Source organism: Romboutsia sp. D33t1_170424_H2 (assembly GCF_015669105.1).
GTDB classification, from domain to species: Bacteria; Bacillota; Clostridia; order Peptostreptococcales; family Peptostreptococcaceae; genus Romboutsia_C; species Romboutsia_C hominis.
In genome coordinates this window covers 1-22,646 of the sequence record NZ_JADOZQ010000002.1, presented here as the reverse complement: position 1 = coordinate 22,646, position 22,646 = coordinate 1, and the positions used below count along the sequence as shown (strand labels likewise).

Genomic DNA, 22,646 nt, shown 5'->3' with positions numbered 1-22,646 from the left:
TTTATGACGCTTGTTTTTTAAATATTATTACTTTACTTAGTACATAGTTTAGTACTATTACTAATATGTTTGTAAATATCTTTGTTATAAAGTCATTTATTCCCATCATATCTATCATCACATACATTAATATCATTTCCATTACACCTGATAATAGTCTACAACTTACAAATGACGTAAATTCTTTTATTAAAAATTTTAGCTCTGTATTATTACTTTCAAATACAAAAAACTTATTTGTTATATATGCAAATATTACTGCTACTATCCATGCTATTATATTTGCTACCATATAGTTTAGTTCTATTATTCTTGTTAATCCTATATATGTAGCTATATTAACACCTACTGTTAGTCCCCCAAAGACTAAATACATGATGCTTTCTCTATACTTTTTTAATATATCCATATCATTCTCCTATTTAGTATTTAACCACCAATTTTTAATACTGGTGGTTAATGGTTATAGCTATGCTTTTTGTATATATTTATGATTTATTTTTTCTTTTATACTTCCATCTTTTTTGTTTACTAGATATGCATTTTTTACTAATTCAAACATTGGCATATCACTCATTGAATCTGAGTATGAATATGAATTTTCATAGTCTATTTCTATATCTAGTTTATTTAGTACTTCTTCAATTCTTTTTACTTTCTCTTTTCCCTTACAGTTGTTTCCTATTATTTCATTTTTATATCTATTATTTTCATATAATAATTCTGTACCTATCACTTCATCTGCATATTTATATTCTTTGAAATATTTCATATATGCTTTTGGTGATGCAGTTATCATTATTATTGTTGAATCTTTTTTTGATTTTTCTATTATGTCTTTTATATTTTTATTTATCTTAACTTTTAATTTTTTATCAAAAAATTCTTTTAATTCTTCTTCACTAAAGTTTACTATTGGGCTAAATACAGCTTCTTTTGCTTTTTTCAAGCTAGTTAACTTTAATGCATACCCTACTAGAGTTATAAATATATATGGTATTTTTATTATTGTTTTTAATGGCTTTGTTTTTAGTGAGTATAGTATAAAGTCTATCATACTATCTGTATTTATTACTGTATAGTCTATATCTAGTAATAGTACTTTCTTTTTCATATACCCTCCTACATTAATATTAATAGGCAACTTAATACCCATAATATCACATTTATTTGTAGAGTTCTATCTTTTAATACTACATCAGTTGGGTTTCCTTCTTCTGTTGTATTTATTATATAGTTATATCTAAGAACTCCATATACTACAAATATTGTTGTATATATCATTTGAGGTTTATCTGGATTACTTGTTGAGTAAAGTGCATAACATACTATCACAGAACTTAATACTACTCCCATCATTTGGTTTATTATTTCTGGATTATACTCTTTTAGTATTTTTCTATGTTCTCCTGCTTGATTTTTAAGTCCTTCTATTTCTTTTTTTCTTTTACCTAGCCCTAAGTATAAAGATAAGAAGAATGTACATAATATTATCCAACTTGATAATTCTACTCCTATTGCTACACTCCCTGCACATACTCTCAATATAAATCCTATTGCTATTGAAAATACATCTAGTAGTACTACATTTTTTATTTTAAATGAATATAATAAGTTGTTTATTAAGTATATAAATATTATGGCTGTTAGTTTTAAGTTTATTTTTGATGATAAAACTAGTGCTACTGCTATTAATCCAATTAACAATACTACTGCATTTTTTATTTTTATTTTCCCACTTGCTAGTGGTCTTTTACATTTTTTAGGATGTAATTTATCTTTTTCTATATCTACTATATCATTTAGCACATATACAGCTGATGATATTAGGCAAAATGATATAAATGCTATTATTGTTTTATATATTAAATCTAAATTTCCTATGTTATTTGAAAATATTAATGCTGCTACTACAAATAAGTTTTTTATATATTGATGTGGCCTCATAAGCTTTATGTATTGACCTATTATGTTTTCTTTTTCTCTACTTTCCTCTAAAGAATTTTCTATCACTGAGTTTTCCATATACTTCCCCCTTTATATTTTATTTAGGATAATTATTTATCCCTATTTCTAATATTTGTAAAAATCCTTGTATGTTGCTTATTATCATAGTTAATAATACTACTACTAAGAATATAATGAATATTTTTGTATATTTTTTAGGTAAAGATTTTGCGAAATAAGCTAAAAGTATTATTATTGCAAATGAAAAATATATAGCCATTATGTTTGCATTTTTTAAGTTATATCCTATTATTCCATGTAATGTTATATTCGCAAGTATTGCCCCTAAACATAATTGAGGTATTCTTTCTTTATAATGTTTTATACCTCCTATTATTGCACATACAAATAATACTAAAAATAATATGAAGAATAGTAAATTTGGAAGTCCTTGTTGTAAAAACATCCCATTTTCAAATTTTGCACTAGGAAAATACATTGTTGGGTATAGTAATCTTACTAATGTCATCTTTAGTTTTTCAAACATAGGTATTACTTGTATAAATTTTGTATCACTTTTGACTATATCTTTTACCATGAAAAAGCTATTATATGCTCTTGATGATACGATAATTGCATATGTAGCTAATACAAATACTCCAATATGCTTTACTATTTTTTTTATGTTTATTTTAAACTCTAATAATAAGTTTATTCCATACATATATATATTAGTAAGAGTCATTCCAAATAGAGGTATTGCAGCTATATCTATCCAGTATGATTCTTTATTTTTAAGTTTATTTACTAAGAATACAAAGAATACTAATGATAACTGGCCATATATAAATCTCTCTACATTCATAGTCATAAATATTTGAGGGAATGAAAATACCATCATACTTATTATTAGTGCTAGTATTTCCCTTTTTATATTTAATTTCTTTATTGTACTATATACCATTGTTATTGACGCTGAACTTACTAATATTTGTAATAGTATTAACCCCATACCATATACATGGTTAAACCCTATATTAAAATTAGTAGCTATGTTCGTACTCAGTAAATGTATTGGATATCCTATTAATGATACTATCTGCATGAATAGTATATGTTTACTATTATCTTGCGCTAACGCAAATGTATTCCAATTAAATAATACACCTGTATCTGTATCTAATAATACATCATACGTATTATTTGTATCATAGAATATTGTTGTTTTTGAATAAAATATTATAGCTATTGCTAAGTATATAATTGCTACTGATATAAATAACAATATCTCTGATTTATGTTTTGCTATTTTTTCTGTCAAAGTTTCCACTCCTTTTTGCATAAGTTTATAGCTTGTTTATTATACCATATAATCTCTATTTTTATATATGAAAAAAGGGATGTATTTCTACATCCCCTCTCCGAAATCAATTATCACTCCATTTTCATCTATTATTACTCCATTACCTACTACTGTGTTTCTTTCCATCTCTCCATATTCATTAAAGTAATAGCTTTTACCATCTATCTCTACTATTCCTTTTTGAAGCACTCCATCACCATTAAAGTAATATGTTTTTTCATTTATATTTTGCCATCCTGTTCTAACTGCTCCATCAAATCCAAAGTAATACATATTTCCATCTAGTTCTTCCCATCTTTGTTGCATTGATCCATCTGGATTAAAGTAATATTTTTTACCATCTATTATTTGCCAACCAGTTCTTACTACTCCATCATTTCCAAAATAATATTTATTACCATCTAACTCTTGCCAGTACCATAATGATACTCCATTTAGTGGATTCAAATAGTATCTTTTACCATCTATTACTTGCCACTTTATTTTCATTACTCCGTTATTATCAAAGTAGCTTCTTCTACCTTTTATGACTTCTTGCCATCCTGTTCTCATTATTCCATCATTTCCAAAGTAATATTTTTCATTACCTACTGTTTGAAGTCCTGTTCTTAACACTCCATCTGGTCCAAAATAATATTTATTACCATCTAGATATTGCCAATTCCAAAGTGCCACTCCATTTAATGGATTTAAGTAATATTTTTTTCCATCTATTACTTGCCACTTTATTTTCATTACTCCATTGCTATCAAAGTAACTTTTTCTTCCCTTTACTACTTCTTGCCATCCTGTTCTCATTATCCCATCATTTGCAAAGTAATAGCTATTTCCATTTAAGTTTTTAAGACCTGTCTGCATTACTCCATTAGCATCAAAGTAATATTTTTTTCCTGATATTGTCTGCCATCCTGTTACTTTTTGTCCTTTAGAGTTGTAGTAATATTTTTTTCCACCTATAGTTTGCCATCCTGTTTTTATTTCATTTCCATCAGTTAAACTTATTTTATAGCCTGCTGCTATTTGTTTAAAGCTTTGATCTGTATACTTTATTATTACTTCACTTTTATTTGGTATTTTTTCAAATAAATCTCTAATTTCCTTGTTGTGCATTCTTATACATCCACCTGATACATGTTTACCTATTGAGCTTTCATTATTGTTTCCATGTATTCCATATGTTGTTCCATAAGTTAAGCCTACTTGAAGCCCTAACCATCTATCACCTAATGGATTTCTAGGATCTCCTCCTGGTATCCCCCCTGAGTAATATGGTCTATTTTTAATCTTATTTACTATTTTAAATTTTCCTTGTGGAGTTGGTGTACTTTTTTTGCCTGTTGCCACCCTGTATTCCCTAACAAACTTATTATTAACATAATATCCCATCCTATTAGTTTTTGAATTTATAACTAATAGATGTGCACTCGCTGCTTCTATGTTTATTATGTTTATAAAAGAAAATGCTAATATTAATACCATTGTTGATATTATAGATATGTATTTTTTTAGCTTTTTTTTCACTCTTATTCCTCCCCCCTGATTTCTAATATATTGCTTGAATTACTTAGTTAGACTTATTTAAGGAGGTTTCCTTTAGTGTTATTAATTGCTATTTTTCCTTGTTTTTTCATTTACTTTTATTTTATTATTTTTATTTCATTATTTTTTGTTATGAAATTAAATTTTTTATTACTTTGTATATATATTTGTATATATATTATTACAATTAAAAATCCAATTTGCTAATTTAACTAATACTATCTAAATGTTTTATATAAAAAATCCCTTGAAATAATAACTATATTATCTCAAGGGACTTTTTACTATTATATTTTTAATATATAATCTTAGTTTTTACTTTTACAGTTTGATTTTTTTATGTTTTTTATAAATAGTATTATTACTATTCCAACTACTAATACTGTTGTCACCATTACTATAGTATTTATAATTCCGCCACTTGCTAATACTTTGTTTCCTATAAAGTATCCTCCACCTATTAATACTAAGTTCCAGAAAAGTATTCCTATACTTGAATATAGTATAAAATACCATACATTCATTTTCACAGTTCCAGCTACTAATGAAATAGCTGTTCTTGCTACAGGCACAAATCTAGATAACATTATAGCTGATTTATTATATTTTTTTATAAAATTATAAGATGCTGAAAGAGATTTTTTAGTTTTTGGAAACTTTTTTCTAATATAATCTAAAAGTCCATCTCCAAATTTTGCTCCTAACCAATAATTTAATAAAGATCCCACTATTCCCGCTATTGTTGTTGTTATAAGTATAGTCACAAAATCCATATCATATGATGCTCCTACCATACCTATAAGTGGTAGTACTACTTCACTAGGTAGTGGAAAATTTGCATATTCTAATGCTACTAATAAAAACATACTTATTAATCCATATTCTCTAATAAAAACTTCTAAAAACTGTTCTAAAGCCATTGAATCTCTCCATTTATAAATTTAGTCAGTTTCTATTATACATTATTACAGTTTCTATTAGTAGTCATAAATGGTTAGATTTTCTATATTTTATAATAACTTATGTTATTTTATATTTCAAAATATAATTCATATGTTTTGTATTCATCACTTTGATTAATTATTTCGTAGTTATTGTTTATATAATCTTTCTCTAAATTTTCTCCTAATATTATTTTATTTTTAGGTGTATTTACATCTTCTGTTATTTTATTTTCAACATATATAGAAGGGATCTTGCTGTATATAGTATCACTTGATTTTATTACATTTTCATCATTTAAACTATTTGTCACCCTTCCTTCTAATATAAGTTTTGATACACGATTTTTAATATAAGATTCATTTAAACTAATTGTAGATTTATTACTCTTTCCTACAATATTATCTACTTTAACATTTGAACTTGAAATACTTATAGCTGGTAAAATTTCCGATTGTGTTTCTATATTCATATTTTTAAGCTTTATATCTGAACACATTTGTATAGATATAGATTCTTGTCTTGATTTTATATTAAAATTTCTAAGCTCTACTCCATCATGACCTATAAATATTCCTGGATTTTGCAAACTTAGTGTTTCTATACTATAATTTTCTTCACCATTACTTCCATCTATAGTTACTTTACTATTTATATTTAAATAGTTGTTTGTTGCTATTTTAATATGATTTTCTAGTTTTATTATAGTTTCCTTGTCTTGTGATGCTATTTTTATATACTTTCTTATTTCATCTTCATTTTTTACAAATGCTATATTTTTATCTACTCCATCTAAGTTTTCTATTATTATATCTTCTTCTATGATATTGCCATATTTATCTTTTATGCTTTCTTTTTCTATTATTATCTTACTATCTTTACCTACAATTTCTTCTTGTAATTTTATTATTAGGTTGTTGTTATCTATTTTTACATCATCATATTTACTTAATTTAATATATTTTACTTCATCTAAAGTTGTATTAAAATCTTTATTTTCTAATTTTAATATACAATTAGGATCTACTTCTATTTTTATTTTTTCTTTTATATAATCTACATTGCTATCTATGTCTTCATCAAATTCTATGTTTATTATTCTCTTTTCATTATCAGTACTATGATTCACATAATTCGGTGCTAATTTATCTTCTATCTCTAGAGGTGGTTCTATTGTTGTTGGTGGTATTAATTCTTCTGGTTCTGTTGGTGGTTCTATTGGCGCTGGAGGTATTGATTCTTCTGGTTTTATTGGTGGTGTTGGTTTTGATGGTTTTGTAGGTGGATTTACTGGTTTTGGTGGTTTATAATTTTCTTTAATACTAATTAGTTCATTCTTTGCATTTTTATGTATCCCATACCCAACTTGTACAAGTTCTTTTATTTCTTTTCCTTTTAGCACTTTTTTTTGAGTATTGTCAATACTCTTGCCTAATACTACAATAGGAGATTGTTCTTTTGTAGCTAACGGTGTTATTAATACTCCGTCTACTAAATCTTCACTATTTCCTTTACAGTAATATAATTTATTTAATTTATCAGGATAAAATTCTCTTATTATTTTCCCATTAGTTTCATATCTATCTTTACCACTTATTCTTTTTGGATTTGGTAGTTTTTTAAATATTTCATTACATATTGAATCTTCCCCTCCTATAACATAAGTCTTATCTATATACTTATCTTCTATCCATCTATAACCATGTTCTATGTTATCTCTTTTTGATAATATGATTGGGATATTTTTACTTCCTCCTACTGGTGCTATTGATATTGCATCTACTAAAGTTTCTTGTCCATTAACAACTATTACTTCATCACATTTTTCATTGCTTATGCTGTTTATTTTATTTGCTATTTGGACTGACGTTTCATATCTATCTTTTCCATTTATTCTTTCAATTTCTAAGTTATTTTCCTTAAGCTGATTTTCTACGTTTTTATGAATTACGGATTTCCCACCTATTATATATACTTTTTCTGTTTCTAGCCTTTTGATTTCTTCTATTGTTTTATTATCTATTTTGTTATATTTAGTTAGAAGTATTGGTGAGTTTATTTGAGATGCTAATATACTTGCACATAGCATATCTGGAATTGACTTTGAATTTACTATTATTACTTCTTTAGATATTTTAAAATTCTTAGATATTTCTATAGATGTTTCAAATCTATTTTCTCCTCCTATTACACATTCTGATGCATATATTTGTATGGGGATTAGTGTACTTACTATTGTTACTAAACTTATGAATTTTTTTATATCAATCTCTCCTTTTAATTATTTTTATTTTACATTATTTCCTTTTTGTGCTTTTTTATAATAAATTTTAAACAAAATTTCATCTACTTAAATATTTATTTTCTTTGTAATTAAAAAAGCTATTTTAATATGTTCTACATAGAACCTATTAAAATAGCTTGTATACTATTCTTTGCCAATTGCTACTTCATCAAACTTTTTTACTTCATATCCATTTGGATTATTACTTTGCCATCTCCATGAATCTTCACACATCTCTTCTATTCCATACTTAGCTTTCCATCCAAGCTCTTTTTCTGCTTTTGAAGGGTCTGCATAGCAAGTTGCTATATCACCTTCTCTTCTTGGTGCTATTTTATATGGAATTTCTTTATTACTTGCTTTAGAAAATGCCTCTACAAGTTGTAATACACTATATCCTTTCCCTGTTCCAAGGTTGTATGTAACTAAACCTGGATTTTCATCTAGTTTTTCTAGTGCTTTTACATGTCCATATGCTAAGTCTAATACATGTATGTAATCTCTAACTCCAGTTCCATCTACTGTATCATAATCATTTCCAAATACATTTAAATATGGAAGCTGACCTACTGCAACTTTAGTTATATATGGCATTATATTATTTGGTATTCCAACTGGTTCTTCACCTATTCTTCCGCTCTTATGTGCACCTATTGGATTAAAATATCTAAGTATAGCTATATTTAAATCTTTATCTGCATAGCATATATCTCTTATCATATCTTCTATTATTAATTTCGTTCTTCCATATGGGTTTGTTACTGATAGTGGGAAGTCTTCTTTTATTGGGCAAGTTTTAGGACTTCCATATACTGTTGCTGATGAACTAAATACGAAGTTTTTAACATTATATTTTTTCATAAGTTCAAATAGGACTAGTGTAGTTATTAGATTATTTGAATAGTATTCAATAGGCATAGATACCGATTCTCCTACAGCCTTAAGTGATGCAAAATGTATTATGGAATCTATATTATTTTCTTCAAATACCTTATCCATCTTTTCTTTATCTGTAATATCTATTTCATAAAATTTTGGAGTTTTACCACTTAGCTCTATTATTCTATTTACAACCTCTTTGCTACTATTACATAAGTTGTCAACTATTATTACTTCATGGTTTTCTTCCAATAGCTTTATTACAGTATGGCTTCCTATGTACCCAGCACCACCACTTACTAAAACTGCCATATTCATCACATTCTTTCTCTAATATTTTTTATTTTTAAAGCCTAGTCATAATATTTTTGCATAAATTTATGTCTAGGCATACTTAATAGTTTAAATATATATTATTGTTTTTAGTCTTTGTTTTGGAATTTAAATATATAAACTATTACTCTTTATCTGATGCTACTTCTTTATCTGATACTAATTCTTTTTTATCTTCTTCATTTACTATTTTTCTCATGTAGTTCATTAAATCATCTCTTAAGTTATCTCTTTTTAAAGCAAAATCTATAGTTGCTTCTAAGAACCCAAACTTATCTCCTACATCGTATCTTCTTCCTTCAAAGTTGTATGCATATATTGCTTCTTGGTTTCCTAAAGTCTTAAGAGCATCTGTTAATTGTATTTCTCCACCTTTTCCTGGCTCTTGATTTTCAAGTATATCAAATATAGCTGGAGTTATTATATATCTTCCAAGTATAGCTATGTTTGATGGAGCTTCTTCAACAGCTGGTTTTTCAACCATGTCCTTAACTTTATAAACTCTATCTTCTATGTGTTTAACATCTAATATTCCATATTTACAAGTATCTTCTTTAGCAACTTCTTGTACTCCTAATATACTTGTTTTGTACTCATCATAAGCACCTATTAATTGCTTTAAACAAGGAGTTTCATTGTCAACTATATCATCTCCTAAAAGTACTGCAAATGGTTCGTTTCCTATGAAACTTTTAGCACAATGTATAGCATGACCTAATCCTTTTGGTTCTTTTTGTCTTATATAGTGTATATTTACCATATTAGATATATTTCTTACCATTTCTAACATTTCAGTTTTTCCTTTTTGCTCAAGTTCAAGTTCTAATTCAACAGACTTGTCAAAATGGTCTTCTATTGACTTTTTATTTCTTCCTGTTATTATTAATATTTCCTCTATACCTGATTCTATTGCTTCTTCTATTATATATTGTAAAGTTGGTTTATCTACTATTGGTAGCATTTCTTTTGGTTGAGATTTTGTAGCTGGTAAAAATCTTGTTCCTAATCCAGCCGCTGGTATTATAGCTTTTTTAACTGTCATCGCATTTACTTCCCTTCATAAATTAATATAATAATTTTCTATTGTATATTTATCTGTAATGTTATTAACATTTTAATTATCATTCTATATTATACAACAATTTTCAATTTAATGAAGTTTATTTGATAAACTTTATACTAAATTATCTAGTTTTATCATTTAAAGTAATATAATGCTACTTCATATTCATAAATTTAATACCTATACCTATACCAAATATCGCTATTGTTGTCATCACTTCTGGTGTTAATAAACTACTTTCTTCTTTATTTTCTTCCTTCTTTACTTCTTGTTTTTGACTTTTCTCTTTGCTGTCTTCAATTTTACCATCATCGGTATTTGTCACTTCATTATTAGAGTTATTTTTTTTATCTATATTTGCTTCGTTTACATTTATATCTTTGTCTATATTATTATCTGTTCTATTATCATTATCAACATCTTTATCATTGCTTGAATCTAAATTTTCACCTTTATTTGATTCTTGATTATTTTCTTGTTTATCATTATTTATTGAGGATACATCTCCTCCCACTTGAAGATACTTATATGCTCTACCACCAAATACTAAGTGCTTCCCATCTTTGTTTACATTTTCTTCAAAGTTATAGTATAAGTTATAATCCTTAAAGCTTTCTAAATCATCCCACAGTACATTACCTTCTACATATTTTCCATTATCACTTATATAATTTGGTACTATTTGCTTGTTATCTAGATTATCTATACTATTATATATTTTATACTTATTTTCTATTATACTCTCAATTCCAAGATCTATGATTTGATTTGATATATTTACACTTTTTAGTTTTCCATTTGTAAATAAGTTTTTTATTTCATTTATACTTTCTATATTATTATTTGATAAATCTATACTTTCTAGATTCGTTGCATATTCTAGGCCTGACAGACTTTTTATATTTTTATTGCTTCCATTATCTGAGCTTATACTTTTAAGACTTTCTATTTCTGATTTTGTTACAGACGAGTTTATATCACTTTTATCTAATTCTTTATTTATTGCTCTTTTTAAATTTACATCGCTTATATTTATAATTTCACTTATTTCTTTTTCGTCTATTGTTTCTTCATTATTTTCTGGTTCTATATTTTCTAATTCTTTATAGCATTTGTCCTCTGCATAAGAGTTAATTTCACTGATGCTAACCAATAAAAATATAGCAATTAACATTGTTACGACTTTATTCTGCTTCACACGCTGATTCAATATTTATTCCTCCATAGTATCTTTTCTACCATTCTAGTATCTAAAACTTTATGATATTTTTATATATTAATTTTACGTATTGTAACTTTTATTATTTATAGTGAAATTATTAATTATAAAAAGCTCCACCAAATAATTTAGTTTATTCTTTTTACTTATACCTTTCATAATTAAATCATTTCATTTATTTTTTATTACTTGTTATTATATATTCTTATGATTCACTAACTATATCATTAGCCTTTTTATCTTGATCTACATTTATACTCTAAAAATTTTTATGCTAAAACAAAGAAAAACAATACTATATTATGGAATATATGGTGAAAAGTATAATTAATATATTGTAAGCCTTATATTGCAATTAATTGATTTTGATTATATATAATCAAATAGTATAATCAAACTAGAATTACAATATAAAAACCACATTCATCTACTTATTAATAGTAAATGGATGTGGTTTTTATATTATTTTACTAAACTACTCCCAAGTTCGCATTATATTAATAATGCGAATTAAAAAATATTATTTTTATACAATAGATTTTAATGTAATAATTGTATTTTTCATTATACTTTTTTTATTTATAAAAATACTAAGTCATCTGACTTAGTATTTTGTTTTTATTAATACTTCTAGGTTGTATACTATTTTTATAATAATCTTTAAATTTACTTAAAGTATTAATTAATCTATTTAAGTAAGCTTTCAATATCTTTTTCTATCTTTTCTGGCTCACAAGTTGGAGAATATCTTTTTATTACATTCCCATTTCTATCAACAAGGAATTTAGTAAAGTTCCATTTTATTTCATCACCTTCTGTTGTGAATCCACCTTGCTTAAGCATAGCATAAAGACCTTCTGAAGCAGCATCTTCTTCTGCATTTGGAGCTTGCTCTCTTAAGTATTTGTATAACTCAGATGCATTTTCTCCGTTAACATCTATTTTAGCAAAAGTCTTAAAAGTAGTATTGTATTTAAGTTGACAGAAAGTTACTATTTCCTCATTAGTTCCTGGTGCTTGCCCGAAGAATTGATTACATGGGAAATCTAATATTTCAAACCCCTTATCATTGTATTTATCATATATTTTTTGAAGACCTTCATATTGTGGAGTAAATCCGCATCCAGTTGCAGTATTTACAATAAGTAATACTTTTCCTTCATAGTCTTTCATTGTAGCCTCATTGCCACCTATTTCTTGTACATTGAAAGTATATATCATATTTAATCTCTCCTTTTATTTTATTATTATAGATTTATTATTTGTTTAAGCAATTTTCTATTTTTTCAGCAAGAATTTCTTTTGGTGAGAACCCTACTATCATATCTTGCTTTTGACCCTCTTTGAAAATTGCTATTGTAGGTAGTCCAGCAACACCATACTCCTGTAGTATATTTACAGACTCATCTGCATCTACCTTTATAAATTTAACGCTATCCTTCATTTCTTCTGCTAAACTATCAATTATCGGAGATAGCATTTTACATGGACCACACCATGTTGCAAAAAAGTCTACAACAACAACTCCTTCGCTAATTTCATTTGCAAATTTACTTTCATTTATTATTTCAACCATTTTTGAACCTCTTATTCTTTTCTATAATGCAATTTCATTTATTTTATTTTTTGAACATCTTTTTAGCTCATCTATATATGACACAGCTGATAATGCAGCGATATTTCCTTCACCTGCTGATTTTATATATTGGTATGGAGTTCCAACAATATCACCAGCTGCAAAACATCCTTTTAAATTAGTCTGCATTTTTCTATCTACTTTTACATGATTTCCATCCAGCTCTAACCCTGGAACAAGTTGCCCTGGCGATATACTATCTCTAAGGATAAATATTCCGTCAGTATCTATTTCTGAATTTTTTAGAACTAACTTTTCTACTTTCATACTACCTTGTATTTCTAATGGAGTATCATTTATTATTTCTATTTTTTCGTCAACTTCAACTTCTTCTTTATACATTGGTATATAGTAAACCTTAGATGCAATTGTACCTATAAAGTTCGCCTCATCTTCATCATGCTTATTATAAGCAATTATTGCAACAACTTTATCTTTGTAAAGAGGAGCATCACAAGTAGCACAATATCCTACACCTTTACCTAAATATTCTTCTTCACCTTTAAATGTCTTTCCGAAATTAACACCAGTGGCTAATATTACAGCAGATACTTCATAAATCTTATCCTTTGCCATTAATGAGTAGTAATCTCCCATAGCATATATGTTGTTTATCTTTTCTTCTGTAATTTCTATATCCATTGACTCAAGATGGTTCATGAATTCATCTCTTATTTCTTTTCCACCTTTTCCATAGAACCCTAAGTAGTTATTTATCTTTTCTGCTTTAGTAAGCTTTCCACTAAGCTCTTTAGTTCCAAATATTATAAAACTCTTCTTTCTTATTTTGGCATTTAATGCTGCTGATAATCCAGCAGGACCACTACCTATTATAGCTAAATCATATCTTTCGCTCATATTATCTTCCTCCTCTTTATATTTTTAATAGAAAATACTACTTTTATGGTAGTAATTTTTCTATATCTTTTCTTATTTTACTAGGAGTTGTAGTAGGTGCAAATCTATCAACAACATTACCTTCAGCGTCTATAAGGAATTTAGTAAAGTTCCATTTTATTTTATTTCCTAATATTCCTTTTGCATTACTCTTTAAGTATTTATATATTGGATGTGCATTTTCTCCATTAACATCTATCTTTTCGAACATTGTAAATGTAACTCCATAATTTACAAGACAGAAGTCACTTATTTCTTTGTTTGAATCTAACTCTTGATTAGCAAATTGACCACAAGGGAATCCAAGTATTTCAAACCCTCTATCTTTATAGTCTTTGTACATTTCTTCAAGTTCTGTTAATTGTGGAGTAAGCCCACATTTACTAGCTGTATTTACAACTAATAACACCTTTCCTTTATACTCATCCATTTTAACTTCTACACCATTCATTTTATTTGCAGTAAAATCATAAAATTTCATAATATATCCCTCCAAATATTTTTAATTTATATAAATTTAATTTAATTCAATCGATTAGTATATAAAAATTAATATAATTGATACATGAAAGTATCAATGTAATCAAAGATGATGAATTCACTTAAAAAGTGAACTACATCTTTAATTATATAAAACCTTCTAATATCTTATCTAAATAATATTTAAGTTGAATAGCATCTTCTCCAGAAATTTTAGACTCGCAAAATACTTTTTCTGGAATTGTAATAGCTTCATCTTTAAGTTGTCTTCCATTTTCAGTAAGCTCAACAATTACAATTCTATCATCTTCTTTACTTCTGTACTTTACTATAAACCCCATAGACTCAAGCTTTTTTAATACAGGAGTAAGAGTTCCAGAATCTAAATGAAGTTTTCTTCCAAGTTCTTTAAATACTATCTTTTCCTCTTCCCACATTACAAGCATTGCAATATACTGAGTATACGTAAGATTGAATTTATCAAGATAAGGCTTATATAGCTTTATTATCTCTCTTGATAATGCATATAAAGGAAAGCAGATCTGGTTTTCCAATTTTAAAACATCGTATTTACCCATAGCAACCTCTTTCTTGTAATTATTTTAATTAATTAAAATTTAATTTAACTCAATTAATTTATCTTTATAATAATCGATATTTTTTTAGTTGTCAATAATAAAGTAAATATATTGTTGGTTTCCTATAAATTATTAATCATTTTTCTAATTCAAAAATTTCTTATTCGTGGATTTATTCTTTTACTAATATTAAAATCATAGGAATTGAGCTTAGTATAAATCTATCTCTTAATTAATAATTACTTCGTAATATATAACAATTGTGATTTAATTAGATTATATCATTATAGCTTGATTATTGATTATATATTTTACCTTATATTTATAAATAATAACGATAAAAAAAGATACTGTATATTAGCCATACAGTATCTAAATTAGTAGTTTGATTATATAAATTTTACCCTATATAATATAAAATAGTATTGTTTTTCTTTGTTAATACTTATCTATTATTATTTTACTTAAAATAGTATTTATATATTATTTAAAACTGGTGCTAATGTATTATCAGAGAAAAATGTATTAGCATTATATAAATAAAGCATATCAGTTACATTTTCTTTGTATATTAATTTTTCTATATCTTCATAGAAATATCTAGGGTCAACCATTATTATCTCGCTAAAATAAGGAGTTAAAAACTGAACCATACTATTTGCATAAGAATCCTTAACTAATAATAGCTTTCTATCACTAGTTGATGTTGTACTTATCTTAACTAATGGATGGTTGCCTCCTAAGAATACTCCATACTTATCCTTAGTTTTTAACTTCTCACTATTATATATAGATGGTGCTTTTTTCTTTTCCTCAACATAATTAACTACTACTTGGTCACTATCGTCCTTTGGAATATATACATCTATAGTATCAGTATCCTTAGATGCAAATCCACTTTTTGAGTATAATGTTCCATAAAAATCATTAGCTACTGGTTCTATATTATATTCTTTTCCTTTATTATCTAACTTCATAGCTTTAGCAGTTTCTAAAAATCCATAATAAGCTCCTAAAGTCGTCCAGTGATGGTCTGTTTTATAGTATATATATTCATCCTTATGTTTATCTAGTGCATTATATGAATCTATAAAGTTTATTTTATTATCTAAAGATTTATTTAAATCATCTAGATATTTCTTTTGATCTAATACTGGAGCATATGTAGGTAATTTATCATCTAGTATGCTAATTGCATTTGGTGCTATAAACATATATTGATTTATATCCTTATGCTTTTTAGCAAAATCATTTATAGCTTTTATATTTTCATTTAAACTTTCTTTATCTGGCTTACTAAACTCTTCCATAAGATATCCATCATCACATATATATACTCCGTTGTTTTGTTTTTTTCCAAGCATTCTATCTATATGTGACTTTACATTTATAAAGAAATCTCTTCCTATAAATTGGTCTACCTTATACTTTTCATATTTTGTTGTAAATCTACCTTCTAATAGTCTCTCAAAGGTAAACTTTGGTTTCTTTGCAAGCATTCTATTTTCCGATTCTGAAAAGTCCTTATCCTTAGTTACAATATTTAATGTAAATACTAAAAATATAAATACTAAAAATACTATAGTTAAGACTTTAAAATATCTATTTTTATATCTAGTTTGTTTATATATTTTAGATTCATTTTTATTTTTTAAGCATCTTTTTTTCATAATAATCTCCCTTCCTAGAATCTAAAGTATAAGAAAGGATTGTAGGTTGCATTTACTAGATATGCCGTTGCTATAAATAGTATTATTAAATTTATAGCTATTCCTAGTATAATACCCCATTTTTTCTTATACACTATCTTTTGATATACCATGTTAACTATTGGTGTTGAACATAGTATTATAGGAATTAAAATTATTATATTAGTATAGAAATAATACATAAAAGTACTATCTATGATTGGATTTCCGTTTAATCCAAACATAACACTTATATACAAAAGTCCAGTTCCTAGATTATCATATGAGAAAAATACCCATCCTATCATAACTAGTATCATAGTGTATAGATGTCTTATAAATGATGGAATGCTTTCTAGTACATTTTTTAAGAATATCTTCTCTATAAAAAGTATTACTCCATAGTATAATCCCCAAACTATAAAGTTCCAACTAGATCCATGCCATAGACCTGTTAAAAACCATACTACAAATAAGTTTCTAACTTGCTTTGGTATTGAACATCTATTACCACCTAGTGGTATATATACATATTCTCTAAACCAGCTTCCAAGACTTATATGCCATCTTCTCCAAAATTCTGTAACACTTTTAGATACGTATGGATAGTTGAAGTTTTCTATAAAGTCAAATCCAAACATTTTTCCAAGACCTATTGCCATATCACTATATCCACTAAAATCAAAGTATATTTGAAGTGTGTATGCTATTATTCCTAGCCATGATGTAAGCACTGAAATAGAGTTTATATCCATTGCTTGTACACTTGTAAATAACATACCTATGTTGTTTGCAAATAAAACTTTCTTTCCTAGACCTTGTATGAATCTTTCTGCACCTTCTCCAAATTTACTAACAGTTTCTTTTCTATTATCTATTTGGTAGTCTATATCAGAATATCTAACTATAGGTCCTGCTACAAGTTGTGGAAACATAGATACATAAAGTCCAAATGATATAACACTTTTTTGGACTTTTACCTTATTTAAATACACATCTACTACATAAGATAATGTTTGGAATGTGTAAAAAGATATTCCTATAGGTAAAGGTAGTTGTGAATAGGAAATATTTAAAGAAAATAAAGTATTTATATTTTCTATTAGGAAACCATAATATTTAAAAAATCCTAATATTCCTAAGTTAACTACTATTGTGAGTATAAATATACCCTTTGACAAACTTTTGCCTCTATGCTTGTCTATAATAAGCCCCATAATATAATCAAATATGGTTGTAAATATCATTAAAAATACATACACAGGCTCTCCCCATGCATAAAACACTAAACTTATAAGAAGTAATATAAAATTTCTAAAACTTCTAGGAGCTATATAATATAGCATTAGTGTTATAGGTAAAAAAGTAAACATAAAAATTATACTACTAAAAACCACACCTTTACCTACTTTCTATTTTCTTTATTTAATTAAATTAATCAATTTTTACTTAATACTATTACGTTTAAATATAAATATTTATTTAAAGCAAATTTCAAATCTTAATAAATATTAATTTAAAACTTTCTCATTTTATAAAGTATACGTTAATTGACTTTTATATCGATACAAATCATATATTTTGCATAATTTGCCATTTGTATATTGTATTTATTTTAAACTATATTACTTAACAATACTTTCTTTAAAAGCCTCTTTCATTTCTTCTGCCTTTGGTGATACAGCAAAAAATATGTACTTACCTTTAACTTTTAATTCATAATTATCTAAAAGCTCACATTGCTTTGGTCCATACCCACTAAAGCTTTCTAATTGTTTATTAACTCTAGAGTCTATAACATCTTCTATGAACTGAACTTGACTTTCATCCTTAACTTTTACTATTAACATCTCATCTACATCCATAGTAGACTTTGGAGTGTATAATATAAAACCATCTAAGTCATTTGAATTTAATCCATAGTATCTTTTTAAAGTTTTGCTATTTCCTTTTTCCATCTTATCTAAGCTAACTTTACTACTTATATCTTTTTCTATATCTTCTAGTTTCTTATTTTGATTAATTCCACATACGCTCATAAAAATCATAGAAAACATAACTACAAGAATCATTAGACTAACTTTTAATTTCTTTTTCAATATAATCACTTCCCTTATAGATTTGTCCATAAATGCTAATCTTATAAATTCATTTGTGATACCATAGAATTTAACCACAATTTATAAGCACTTGGTAGAAAGTGTATTCCATCTGGTTCATAATACTTAGAGTCTAAAGTACCTACATTTATATATCTAATTCCTAATTCACTACACATATTTTCTAATGCTATATTAAAACTATCTAAATTTTTAAGCATAGGTTGTTTGTTTATGGCTTTTTGTTGTACTGGGAAAATAGATGTTAGATAAATTTTAGAACTTGGTAACTTACTTTGAACTTCTTTGATTAGTTTTTCATAGCTTTTTATAAAATCTTTAGGATTACTGTATAATTCTAAGTCATTCATTCCATAAGTCATAATTACATTTGAAGGTGATAAATCTACTACGGTTGATACATCATCTTTTGCCTCTACAGTAGTTCTACCTTTATAGGCAACTACTGATGATCCACTTAATATCTCATACTCTGTAAGACCTTCCGCCCTTGAATCTCCCATTATAACTGAGTTTTCAAACAAAGTGCTATAGTCTACCTTCTTATTTTTATCTTTAGGTTCATTCTCTTCTTTTTTACGTTTAATATCATTTATTTCTTCTTGAATCTCTGTAATATTTTTACTTTCTAATCGCTTTACTGCTTTTACACCTGACTCTACTGTTTTATCACTATTAGCCATTTCAAATACTTCATTGCTATTAGTATTATCGTTGTTATTCTTGTCTTTACTTATTTCTTTACTATTACTAATTTTTTCATTACCTGAGTTTTTCATTTCTCCTCTAATTACTGTGAATAGGGCTAGTATAGCTACTAGTGGTAAAAATGTTGCTATTGCTACTCTTTTTTTATTAAGTTTTCTTTTCATAGTAGTTCTACCCTTCTCTTAGTTACTTTTTAATTATTATGAATTCTATTATAATATAAATAAAATTTTTTATTAAATGTAATTTTTTCTAATTCTAAATTTCTCAATTTAAAATCTATGTTTATATATTTTTTTATATAAACATTTCTGTATTGTTTATATTTATTTATATAATCGATTATCTAAATAAATATAATATTATCACTTTAATCTTTATTTAGATATAAGCACCACCTCTTGTCGAATTTTGTAAGTTGCAATGCTAATTATAAGGTAATACTTTTGGTTAGTAAAGGAACAAATTGGATAAACAATATGTCAGAAATGTAACAATTTTACCGGAAACTTTTTACAATAATTTAATTCAATATATTCTAACATATGTATAAATTTATACATATATTATCAATGCTTCTCTTGATATATAGCTCTATTTTAATATTAGATATGATATTTTAAAAAGATTATTTGAAATTTTAATAGAATATAGTTAATATAGATTTTTTTATTTTTCAATACATTTTACGTATAAGCTCTATAGTTTCTTTTAACCCCAATATTTATCCTCTTTATTTTTCGATATACTCAATTTAGTTTAATTGTTTTTTATATAAATTTGTGCAATAAAAAAACACTAGCTAAACTAGTGTTATAAATAATAAGCAAGTCTATAAGCGGAGTTCTGTATTTGACAATCATCTTTCTAGGCTTATTGTCACCAATAAACTCAAGCGGCCTACCAACCGGAGGGTACGAGCAATACCCTTTTTATCCTATTCTGGCCTTGCTCCAGGTGGGGTTTACACGGCTTTGCTAGTCACCTAGCAAACGGTGAGCTCTTACCTCACCTTTTCATCCTTACCACAAAAGTGGCGGTTATTTTCTGTTGCACTTTCCTTAAGATCACTCTCACTAGGCGTTACCTAGCACCCTGCTCTATGGAGCTCCGACTTTCCTCACGTAGCTAAAAGCTACCCGCGATTGTCTGGCTTACTTAATATTTAATTGATGTATATAATATATCATATATTATTATTTATGTCAAAATTTAAATTTTACCTATATTTCTATCATCTGGACTAATAATTAATTAGCCCTATAGGTATTATCTAATATTTTATATATACGTTTTAGAATTGCAATCATTAATTTTTAGCTGATAATATTGCTTTTTTCATCTTGCTTTTAATACACATACTACATGGTATTAAAGCTATAAAAAATCCAAAAGCTCCTCCTGCTATCATATAAACAATAAATTTTAGGCATTCATATACACTTGAATCTATTGCCATATTCTCCATTATATAAGCTATTAATCCTGATATTATCGCTATTACTACTGAGTAGATCGCGGTCTTTTTAACACCTTTATTCATAGCCTTGTATTCCTTCATAAGAAGTTACATGAGTCCATCCGCTTTCTTCTATCAATTCTATATAAGAATCTAAATCATCTTTATTTTCATTATAATCAACACAGTATATAAGATTTTGAGGTTCTCCTTTTACAAGCTTATAAGATAACTTCTCAAAACTCTCAAATATCCATCCTTCTTTAGCTAATTTTCCTAGCTTTTTCATTTCTTTTTCTTCCGCAAATCCTAATCCCATTGATGCTATATATTTTACATTTTTACTCATAATTATCACCTTTTTAATATCATTAATTTATTATATTTACCCTTTATAACTAATCTACATTATCATTAAATCGTTTTGATTTACTTATATCTATCTCTCTAATCTACTAAAGGCCTCTGCACCATGAAGAGCCATCTTATATCTTCTTTCTTTTTCCATAGTTATAACTTTTAGTCCTCTCTCTGTAAGCTTATATATCTTTCTTCTTCCTTCTTCTCCAGCTAATTCTATATAATCTTGTTCTTGCATCTTCTTTAGCATAGTATATAAGGTAGCAGGACCTATTATAACCTCTTTTTCAGTCAACTCCTCTATATATTTACTAATTCCATAACCATGCATAGGTACTAATAATGCTAAAAGTATATAATACCCTGATTCCGTTAACTGCTCTTCTTGTAGTGAATTATTTCTACTCACTCTACTCACTTCCTTTCTATAGGTATAAACCTAGTTCAATATTTAATCTCTCTTTAGCTTTACATTTTTATTTTTTGCGCATATTCAAATATTTTTTCTACATGTTTAATGGAATCTTTTTTACCCATATTAACTATTGCTGATTCGTTTATTCTACTTATAACAGCTAACTTAACAACAAAACATAAATCAAAAATTATTATTAAAGCTACTCAACCACTAATACCTATTTACTCCCACATAATCTACTCTTCTCTTGTACTTATATGTCTAGGTATTGATTAAACAATTTTACTATCTATACCTCTATATCATTAATTAATATATCCATTGTTGATATATCTAATTACAATATATCATAATTAGATTATATTGTGTATAAATTTTATTATAAAATATAATTTATATATAATATTTATTTTTATATAATATAAAACTCTATATTTTGATTTATCATTAGTTATAATATTGCAAGTAATTTATTATAACAAAAAAGACTATGTATAAATACATAGTCTTTTACTGGAGCTGGTGATAGGAATCGAACCTACAACCTGCTGATTACAAGTCAGCTGCTCTACCGTTGAGCCACACCAGCATATTATTTTTTTGATTAAGTTTAGTACCCTCAAAACTGCATATCATTTAGTCAATCATTTTATTTTGGTCAAGTCCTCGACCTATTAGTATCGATAAGCTAAATACATTACTGCACTTACACCTTCGACCTATCAACCAGGTA

At 26.4% G+C, this 22,646-nt stretch carries 22 protein-coding genes, 1 tRNA gene, 1 rRNA gene and 1 other RNA gene; all 25 read right to left on the bottom strand.

The genetic code is table 11. From position 1 onward, the window contains the following. Position 1: 1 nt before the first annotated feature. Positions 2-409 (bottom strand): GtrA family protein, encoded by a 408-nt coding sequence (locus tag I4U66_RS03085; protein ID WP_166505968.1) that lies wholly within the window; start codon positions 407-409, stop codon positions 2-4. 60 nt (positions 410-469) lie between these two features. Then, on the bottom strand, positions 470-1,114 hold the full coding sequence (locus I4U66_RS03080; protein WP_166505969.1) for an HAD-IB family hydrolase: 645 nt from the start codon (positions 1,112-1,114) through the stop codon (positions 470-472). 8 nt (positions 1,115-1,122) lie between these two features. Beyond that, positions 1,123-2,025, bottom strand: coding sequence for a decaprenyl-phosphate phosphoribosyltransferase (locus I4U66_RS03075; RefSeq protein ID WP_195928465.1), 903 nt, complete (start codon positions 2,023-2,025; stop codon positions 1,123-1,125). Between the two features lie 19 nt (positions 2,026-2,044). Beyond that, positions 2,045-3,277, bottom strand: a complete 1,233-nt coding sequence (locus I4U66_RS03070) for a DUF6080 domain-containing protein (protein WP_442971177.1) — start codon at positions 3,275-3,277, stop codon at positions 2,045-2,047. Between the two features lie 78 nt (positions 3,278-3,355). Next, positions 3,356-4,831, bottom strand: coding sequence for an N-acetylmuramoyl-L-alanine amidase family protein (locus tag I4U66_RS03065; RefSeq protein WP_195928463.1), 1,476 nt, complete (start codon positions 4,829-4,831; stop codon positions 3,356-3,358). Positions 4,832-5,157: 326 nt separating this feature from the next. Then, positions 5,158-5,769, bottom strand: a complete 612-nt coding sequence (locus I4U66_RS03060; RefSeq protein ID WP_195237145.1) for a DedA family protein — start codon at positions 5,767-5,769, stop codon at positions 5,158-5,160. 110 nt (positions 5,770-5,879) lie between these two features. Then, a complete protein-coding gene (locus I4U66_RS03055; RefSeq protein ID WP_271957201.1) occupies positions 5,880-7,979 on the bottom strand; it encodes a cell wall-binding repeat-containing protein in 2,100 nt (699 codons plus the stop codon). Between the two features lie 240 nt (positions 7,980-8,219). Next, on the bottom strand, positions 8,220-9,266 hold the full coding sequence (galE, locus tag I4U66_RS03050) for a UDP-glucose 4-epimerase GalE (RefSeq protein WP_092927393.1): 1,047 nt from the start codon (positions 9,264-9,266) through the stop codon (positions 8,220-8,222). A 145-nt stretch (positions 9,267-9,411) separates the two neighbouring features. Further along, a complete protein-coding gene (galU, locus tag I4U66_RS03045) occupies positions 9,412-10,329 on the bottom strand; it encodes a UTP--glucose-1-phosphate uridylyltransferase GalU (RefSeq protein WP_092923848.1) in 918 nt (305 codons plus the stop codon). Positions 10,330-10,504: 175 nt separating this feature from the next. After that, complete coding sequence (locus I4U66_RS03040; RefSeq protein ID WP_207743610.1) at positions 10,505-11,560, bottom strand: Ig-like domain-containing protein; 1,056 nt, start codon at positions 11,558-11,560, stop codon at positions 10,505-10,507. 696 nt (positions 11,561-12,256) lie between these two features. Beyond that, positions 12,257-12,790, bottom strand: a complete 534-nt coding sequence (locus tag I4U66_RS03035; protein ID WP_092923842.1) for a glutathione peroxidase — start codon at positions 12,788-12,790, stop codon at positions 12,257-12,259. Between the two features lie 37 nt (positions 12,791-12,827). Next, the gene (gene trxA, locus I4U66_RS03030) at positions 12,828-13,145 is read right to left on the bottom strand and encodes a thioredoxin (RefSeq protein WP_092923839.1); all 318 of its coding nucleotides are present in this window, start codon (positions 13,143-13,145) and stop codon (positions 12,828-12,830) included. Positions 13,146-13,166: 21 nt separating this feature from the next. Next, positions 13,167-14,063 carry an NAD(P)/FAD-dependent oxidoreductase gene (locus I4U66_RS03025; RefSeq protein ID WP_092923836.1) on the bottom strand — a complete coding sequence of 299 codons (897 nt, stop codon included), beginning with the start codon at positions 14,061-14,063 and terminating at the stop codon, positions 13,167-13,169. A gap of 43 nt (positions 14,064-14,106) precedes the next feature. Then, positions 14,107-14,583 carry a glutathione peroxidase gene (locus I4U66_RS03020; RefSeq protein WP_092923834.1) on the bottom strand — a complete coding sequence of 159 codons (477 nt, stop codon included), beginning with the start codon at positions 14,581-14,583 and terminating at the stop codon, positions 14,107-14,109. 145 nt (positions 14,584-14,728) lie between these two features. After that, positions 14,729-15,160 carry a MarR family winged helix-turn-helix transcriptional regulator gene (locus I4U66_RS03015; protein ID WP_092923831.1) on the bottom strand — a complete coding sequence of 144 codons (432 nt, stop codon included), beginning with the start codon at positions 15,158-15,160 and terminating at the stop codon, positions 14,729-14,731. Positions 15,161-15,636: 476 nt separating this feature from the next. Further along, entirely contained in the window at positions 15,637-16,830 is a 1,194-nt protein-coding gene (locus tag I4U66_RS03010) for a DHHW family protein (protein ID WP_195928460.1), read from the bottom strand. A gap of 14 nt (positions 16,831-16,844) precedes the next feature. Then, complete coding sequence (locus tag I4U66_RS03005; RefSeq protein WP_207733522.1) at positions 16,845-18,221, bottom strand: MBOAT family O-acyltransferase; 1,377 nt, start codon at positions 18,219-18,221, stop codon at positions 16,845-16,847. A gap of 252 nt (positions 18,222-18,473) precedes the next feature. Beyond that, positions 18,474-18,947 (bottom strand): DUF4358 domain-containing protein, encoded by a 474-nt coding sequence (locus I4U66_RS03000; protein ID WP_195928459.1) that lies wholly within the window; start codon positions 18,945-18,947, stop codon positions 18,474-18,476. A 41-nt stretch (positions 18,948-18,988) separates the two neighbouring features. Next, entirely contained in the window at positions 18,989-19,840 is an 852-nt protein-coding gene (locus I4U66_RS02995; RefSeq protein WP_195237139.1) for a GDSL-type esterase/lipase family protein, read from the bottom strand. A gap of 655 nt (positions 19,841-20,495) precedes the next feature. Further along, an RNA gene (rnpB, locus tag I4U66_RS02990) (RNase P RNA component class A) lies at positions 20,496-20,837 on the bottom strand. Between the two features lie 148 nt (positions 20,838-20,985). After that, positions 20,986-21,219 carry a hypothetical protein gene (locus I4U66_RS02985; protein WP_207743609.1) on the bottom strand — a complete coding sequence of 78 codons (234 nt, stop codon included), beginning with the start codon at positions 21,217-21,219 and terminating at the stop codon, positions 20,986-20,988. After that, a complete protein-coding gene (locus I4U66_RS02980; RefSeq protein WP_195237137.1) occupies positions 21,212-21,484 on the bottom strand; it encodes a DUF2812 domain-containing protein in 273 nt (90 codons plus the stop codon). Before I4U66_RS02980 ends, I4U66_RS02985 begins: the two co-directional genes overlap by 8 nt. Before the next feature lie 90 nt (positions 21,485-21,574). Next, complete coding sequence (locus I4U66_RS02975) at positions 21,575-21,904, bottom strand: PadR family transcriptional regulator (RefSeq protein WP_092923816.1); 330 nt, start codon at positions 21,902-21,904, stop codon at positions 21,575-21,577. A 523-nt stretch (positions 21,905-22,427) separates the two neighbouring features. Beyond that, a tRNA-Thr gene (locus tag I4U66_RS02970) sits at positions 22,428-22,502 on the bottom strand. A gap of 65 nt (positions 22,503-22,567) precedes the next feature. Continuing rightward, positions 22,568-22,646 (bottom strand): 23S ribosomal RNA (locus I4U66_RS02965); the annotation flags it as partial.

Coding starts and splice junctions, on each gene's coding strand:
- I4U66_RS03085 (WP_166505968.1), bottom strand. CDS start 409: ATGGATATATTAAAAAAGTATAGAGAAAGCATCATGTATTTAGTCTTT.
- I4U66_RS03080 (WP_166505969.1), bottom strand. CDS start 1,114: ATGAAAAAGAAAGTACTATTACTAGATATAGACTATACAGTAATAAAT.
- I4U66_RS03075 (WP_195928465.1), bottom strand. CDS start 2,025: ATGGAAAACTCAGTGATAGAAAATTCTTTAGAGGAAAGTAGAGAAAAA.
- I4U66_RS03060 (WP_195237145.1), bottom strand. CDS start 5,769: ATGGCTTTAGAACAGTTTTTAGAAGTTTTTATTAGAGAATATGGATTA.
- galE (WP_092927393.1), bottom strand. CDS start 9,266: ATGGCAGTTTTAGTAAGTGGTGGTGCTGGGTACATAGGAAGCCATACT.
- galU (WP_092923848.1), bottom strand. CDS start 10,329: ATGACAGTTAAAAAAGCTATAATACCAGCGGCTGGATTAGGAACAAGA.
- I4U66_RS03035 (WP_092923842.1), bottom strand. CDS start 12,790: ATGATATATACTTTCAATGTACAAGAAATAGGTGGCAATGAGGCTACA.
- trxA (WP_092923839.1), bottom strand. CDS start 13,145: ATGGTTGAAATAATAAATGAAAGTAAATTTGCAAATGAAATTAGCGAA.
- I4U66_RS03025 (WP_092923836.1), bottom strand. CDS start 14,063: ATGAGCGAAAGATATGATTTAGCTATAATAGGTAGTGGTCCTGCTGGA.
- I4U66_RS03020 (WP_092923834.1), bottom strand. CDS start 14,583: ATGAAATTTTATGATTTTACTGCAAATAAAATGAATGGTGTAGAAGTT.
- I4U66_RS03015 (WP_092923831.1), bottom strand. CDS start 15,160: ATGGGTAAATACGATGTTTTAAAATTGGAAAACCAGATCTGCTTTCCT.
- I4U66_RS03010 (WP_195928460.1), bottom strand. CDS start 16,830: ATGAAAAAAAGATGCTTAAAAAATAAAAATGAATCTAAAATATATAAA.
- I4U66_RS03005 (WP_207733522.1), bottom strand. CDS start 18,221: ATGTTTACTTTTTTACCTATAACACTAATGCTATATTATATAGCTCCT.
- I4U66_RS02995 (WP_195237139.1), bottom strand. CDS start 19,840: ATGAAAAGAAAACTTAATAAAAAAAGAGTAGCAATAGCAACATTTTTA.
- I4U66_RS02985 (WP_207743609.1), bottom strand. CDS start 21,219: ATGAATAAAGGTGTTAAAAAGACCGCGATCTACTCAGTAGTAATAGCG.
- I4U66_RS02980 (WP_195237137.1), bottom strand. CDS start 21,484: ATGAGTAAAAATGTAAAATATATAGCATCAATGGGATTAGGATTTGCG.